General features: G+C 42.4%; 3 protein-coding genes and 1 pseudogene. 2 read left to right on the top strand and 2 right to left on the bottom strand.

Annotated features, from left to right (window positions below; genetic code table 11):
- Together murD and PX484_RS00050 are read left to right on the top strand one after the other, a co-directional pair.
- Positions 1 to 268: pseudogene (gene murD / locus PX484_RS00055) on the top strand (UDP-N-acetylmuramoyl-L-alanine--D-glutamate ligase); the annotation flags it as partial.
- A gap of 284 nt (positions 269 to 552) precedes the next feature.
- Positions 553 to 3,180, top strand: a complete 2,628-nt coding sequence (locus PX484_RS00050) for a glycoside hydrolase family 10-like protein (RefSeq protein WP_287766859.1) — start codon at positions 553 to 555, stop codon at positions 3,178 to 3,180.
- Positions 3,181 to 3,348: 168 nt separating this feature from the next.
- On the opposite strand, the gene rpsU is transcribed toward PX484_RS00050, so the two are convergent.
- Together rpsU and PX484_RS00040 are read right to left on the bottom strand one after the other, a co-directional pair.
- Complete coding sequence (rpsU, locus tag PX484_RS00045) at positions 3,349 to 3,531, bottom strand: 30S ribosomal protein S21 (protein ID WP_002738938.1); 183 nt, start codon at positions 3,529 to 3,531, stop codon at positions 3,349 to 3,351.
- Between the two features lie 391 nt (positions 3,532 to 3,922).
- A complete protein-coding gene (locus PX484_RS00040) occupies positions 3,923 to 5,428 on the bottom strand; it encodes an RluA family pseudouridine synthase (RefSeq protein WP_002801234.1) in 1,506 nt (501 codons plus the stop codon).
- Between the last annotated feature and the right edge of the window lie 52 nt (positions 5,429 to 5,480).

The raw sequence follows: 5,480 nt of genomic DNA, 5'->3' as shown, positions 1-5,480 counted from the left end.
TTGGATCGCTGAAATTAAGGCAAAAGTCGCCACCGTGCTGCTTATTGGTGACGCTGCCGCCGATTTTGCCCGTCGTTTACAGTCAGCAGGTTATCAAGATTATGAATGTGTAGAAACGATGGACAGGGCAGTTCAACGCGCAGCCGAACTAGGACCAGCAAAAGAGGCTAAAGTGGTGTTATTATCGCCCGCTTGCGCTAGTTTTGACCAATACCAAAGTTTTGAACATCGCGGCGATCATTTTCGGCAATTGTCTTTACAGTTGTAGGGGGATGGGGAATTATGAATTATGAATTATGAATTATGAATGGGGGAGATGGGGGAATGGGGGGATGGGGAATTATGAATTATGAATTATGAATTATGAATGGGGGAATGGGGAGATGGGGGAATGGGGGAATGGGGAATTTCAACTAAAACCCCAACACCCTAAAACCCCAACACCCGCGTTGCAGACGACTAAGACGCAATTTTTGTTCCCCAAGATACTATTTTTTGGCTAAGTTGGGTAAGATCAGGAGGAGTTAACCAAAAAAATTAAGAGAAAAAAACGTGCTGGGATCGTTCTTCCGTCTTGATCATCTTTTTAACAAGCCCCTAATTGCCTGCCTCTTGTCCTGTGTTGCTGTCTTACTACCGATCCCAGTTTTAGCGACACCGGTGGCAGTGTTAAAAAGTCAAGAAAATGCCAATCAATGGACAGCTATCACTGATCGTTTGCAAAATGTCGGGGTTAATTACTGCATTCTTCAGAGTAATCAGTGGCAAAGCGACGCGGATTTAAATAAAATTAAGGTTCTAATCATCCCCAACGTCGAGACTATTTCCGGTTTACAAGCTAGTGTCTTGAGTCGTTGGCTGAATCGCGGTGGTAAAATTATCGTCACCGGTCCGGCGGGAAATCTTTCGGAACCTGCGGTGCGTGATCAATTGCGATCGCTATTTGGGGCTTACTGGGCTTATCCTCACTCCCAAGCTTACACCCTGCGGCCGACTAATTTAGGTGAACTGAAAAACCAAAAACCTTTAGCCAGCAGTCTCCTCGGTGGTGTGGTTATCCCCACGGGAGTTAATAGCCAAACCGTTGCCGTCTGGGGAGCGCGCAACAATCCCCCCGCCGTTGTCCTCAATAATAACTCGATCTTTCTCGGTTGGCGCTGGGGCAGCGATGCCGTCGCTAATCTCGCCCTCGATAGCGCTTGGCTAGAAACCTCCCTGCAACGCTACGGCATTAATCGCAGTTCTTCTGTTAACACAATTGCCCCCTATTGTCAAGGAAACTCAACAATAGTTAATAATATTAACAATACACCAACAGCGACCGCACCCCGTCCCCCTCTACCCCCGACTGCGGAAACTTCAGGTAATGAAACGGCGAGATTAAGTCCGAATACCGAGGCAATTCCCCCCAGAGCAAGTCTAACTCCTCAACAAATTAGCCAAATGACGGCGGAATTGCAGGGATTAATCGGGCGTTATGGAGCGACTCTCTTAGCTTTAGAGGCCAGCAATAATAACACCTTAACTACTGATAAATCCCTAGCACAAGCATTTCATGATCGTGCGAAAAACTCCCCCACCACAGATACCGCCAGACGATTCCGTTTAGCCCTAGAAAATGCCCAAGTAACCTTAAATAATTTTCAGAATTTAATCGCTCAGGGGGACTATACCCAAGCGCGAGAATTTTGGTTACAAGCGAGGCGAAATCTTTGGGATAATTATCCCACTAATCGACAATTTGCCCAACCAGAAATACGGGCAATGTGGTTAGATCGAGGCACGATCGTAGAAGCTAAAAATGAGGAGGATTTAGCTAAAGTATTCGATCGCATGGCGGCAGCGGGTATTAATGTGGTCTTTTTCGAGACAGTTAATGCTAGTTATACTATTTATCCCAGTCAAGTTGCCCCCGAACAAAATCCTTTAACCAGAGGTTGGGATCCCCTAAAAGTTGCCGTTAAATTAGCCCATGAACGCAATATGGAAATCCACGCTTGGGTGTGGGTTTTTGCGGCGGCTAATCAAGCTCATAATAAAGTATTAGAGCAACCATTAGATTATCTCGGTCCGGTTTTATCGCGTAATCCCGATTGGGGGGCAACTAATAAAAGTGGTGGTTCTTTTGATTACAGTCAAGGCACGAAAAAGGCCTTTTTTGATCCTGCTAATCCCGACCTACAAAACTATCTTTTATCTCTTTACGAGGAGATTGTCAAGAATTACGATGTGGATGGCTTGCAGTTAGATTATATTCGCTATCCCTTCCAGAATCAAAATTCTAATCAAACCTATGGTTATGGTAAATCCAGCCGTTGGTTATTTAAACAAATGACGGGAGTTGATCCCATTACTTTAAATCCCCGGGGTGCTTTATGGGAACAATGGACTAGCTTTAAAATCCGTCAGGTTGATACTTTTGTTTCGCAGGTTTCTACTCGCTTAAAACAGATTCGCCCCCACTTAAAAATGTCGGCGGCGGTGTTTCCCCTAGAACAAAAAGAACGATTATATCGTATTCAGCAAAACTGGGAAGAATGGGGACAAAATCAATGGATAGACCTGATCTTTTTAATGACTTATGCTCTTGATACAGGGACTTTAGAAGAAAAAACTCAGTCTTTATTTGATCGCCAAATTGCAGGAAATGCTCTGATTATACCAGGTATCCGTCTGTTAAAAGTACCCGATCAAGTCATGATCGATCAACTACAATTTATTCGCAATCTTCCCACTTCGGGATTCGCTCTTTTTGCCACAGAAAATCTCAATCCCAACTTGCAAACAATTCTTAATCGCATTCAGGGATCGATAATTACCAAAAAAGCTGAACCTTTACCTCACCGTCAACCCTTTAAAACGGCAGCGGTGCGGTTTAATTCTCTGCGTCAAGAGTGGAGTTTTTTAATAGTGAATAATCTATGGGCAATGGAGGAGCGAACCTTAAAAGCTTGGGGGCAAGAAGTGGACGAAATGGCTAATCTATTAGAACAATTAGCTACTAATCCCAGCCCTCGCAATTTGACTTTAACTCAAAATGCTTTAAAGCGATTTAGCTATCAATTTAAATCTGTGATGTCCAGACAAAAAGATTTATCTGCCTATCAAATACAAGTCTGGGAAAATCGCCTCGCCACCCTACAAAGTCTCCTAAGTTATGGTCAAAGGGTTGAGTTTTAAGTAGTCGTGCAGAATTAATTTCCCAGTAGAGATAGGCACTCTGGCAAGAGACAGCCATCAGCTGTTTTATCCCTACTCCCCTGGTCCCTAATCTGTTTCCCAGCCCCCAAAACCCGATCAAAATAAAAGACAGCCAGAAGCCTTTATTCAGCTTCTGACTGGTGGAATTTAACGACGACGGGTTCTTTGTCGTCTTCGGGCTACTGCTTTACGCTTTCTCTTTTCTTGAGGGGTTTCAAAAAATTGATGCTTTTTGATATCCGCATAAATTCCCGCTTTCGCTACCTGTCGCTTAAAACGACGTAGGGCTGATTCGATCGCCTCGTTCTGACCAACTACCACTTGGGTCATTAACCTAATTCACCTCCTGTAATTGCTCTCTGCCTAAAAAATGCCAACTTCTAACTATAGCACAATCTAGGGTAAAAATCGATCAAGGCGGCCTTTAATTAGGGTTTACTGAAAGAGTTTTTCGTGGGGGCAGGGTGTGGGGTGTGGGGTGTGGGGTGTAGGGTTTTGCCCATTTTCAGGGGGTCAATTACCTAATTTTCAGGGAAAAAGTGCCTAAATTTCCCCCCCGATCACCCCAATGTCTGGCACTTTTTGATGGGAAAAAAGTCTAAAATTCTTATCCAACAAGGTTTTTAGATTTATTCAGCAGACCCTAATTAAGGAGAAATTTAACGGGAGTCCTCTTGCTCCATTTAGATAGCTAATTTGTTGCTGTTAGCAATTATAGCTCTCAAAAGGGGGTGGGAATGATTAGATCAAGTTTATTTTCGGTCTGAGGATGACGAAAAGATAATTGTTTAGCGTGTAGGTGTAAACGGTCGGACTGCTTACCATTATACAAAAGATCGCCTAAAATTCCTATCCCTAATCCCGCTTGACTATGAACGCGAATTTGATGGGTTCTTCCCGTGTAGGGAATAAATTCTAGCCGAGAATAATTGCCTTCTTTACCGACAACTTTAAAATAGGTTTGACTAGCTTTTCCCCTTTGCCAATCCACAGTTTGATAGGGTCGATTTTGCGGATTTCCCCAGAGAGGTAGGTCAATTATACCTGATTCTCGCTCAATAATTTCTGATAATATAGCTTCGTAGATTTTCTCCACTTCTCGCCGTTGAAATTGTTGGGATAAACAACGATAAATATCTAAACTTTTAGCTAGTAATAATATACCAGAAGTTTCTCGGTCTAAACGATGAACTGGAATGACATTTTTTCCCTGACGACGAAAACGATTGACCACAGCATCTTGACTATCTTGATAACGTCCTGCTACCGATAATAATCCTGCGGGTTTATTAATAGCAATTATTCCCTCGTCTTCGTAGATAATTTCTAGGGATGAACGTAAACCAGAGAGTAAAAAACCCATGAGAGGTTGACATCTTTCTTGACAAGCGCCATAAAATTCTCCCTGTTTTCTATCTCGATTCGATTCTCCCCACCAAAATTCGGCCATGGCGACAGGTTTTAATCCTTTCATAGCGGCATAATTTAATAATTTCGGGGCGCAACATTCCCCTGTTCCCGTCGGTAACAAATTACTGCCCATCAATTTAGCTAAGGAGAGAGATTGTCCAGAAAAGTTGTTTAAACAGTAGGATTGATACAGCAATTCCTGTAACTGTTTGGAGAGTTTTCTACGCTGTTGCTTAAGCTCAATAATTCTCTGATTGGCTACGTTTATTTTATCAATTAAGGGTTCTAAAACTTGTTTTTGTTCCTGTTTTAATTGCTTTCTTGCTCTTTTTTCCTGACGACTGATATTATTTAATTTTTCTAATTCTTCTGGGTTTAAATTTCCTAAATTTCTTAATCTATCTCGTTCCTGTTTATGGGTTTGATGTTGTTGCTGTAAAGCTTGTATTTTGCGCTCAAAATTTGCTTGATTGAGTCGATATAAATTATGTTCGGGAATTGATTGTAGGTCAATAATTTCCTGTTTAATTGTTTCTAAAAGTTGCAAAACTCGCTTTTCTTCCAGCATAATTTTTTCTCTCCCCACTAGGGACGGAACCCAGCCAGCAGCTTCTCCCTGTCCAGAAAAAGCTTTTAAAATTTCTATTTCGCCAGCGGCATTTTCTCCTAACAAAATCCCATACATTTTACCTTGAGGATTGGTGATAGTTGTCATCAAATCTTGGGCGATTTTTTCAGCCAAAAGAGTGCGGGGCAAGCGCAATAACTCGCCCGTTTCGGGACAAATTCCTTGATAATAATAAGTAACTTCCTTCACTCTTTAAGAACAGGAAAAGGGGCCAGAGATACCCCTAAGAAAAACAATTGGC

The sequence above is a fragment of the Microcystis sp. M49636_WE2 genome, assembly GCF_030065375.1.
Classification (GTDB): Bacteria; Cyanobacteriota; Cyanobacteriia; order Cyanobacteriales; family Microcystaceae; genus Microcystis; species Microcystis aeruginosa_C.
This window is presented reverse-complemented; position numbering and strand designations above follow the sequence as displayed.

Coding starts and splice junctions, on each gene's coding strand:
- rpsU (WP_002738938.1), bottom strand. CDS start 3,531: ATGACCCAAGTGGTAGTTGGTCAGAACGAGGCGATCGAATCAGCCCTA.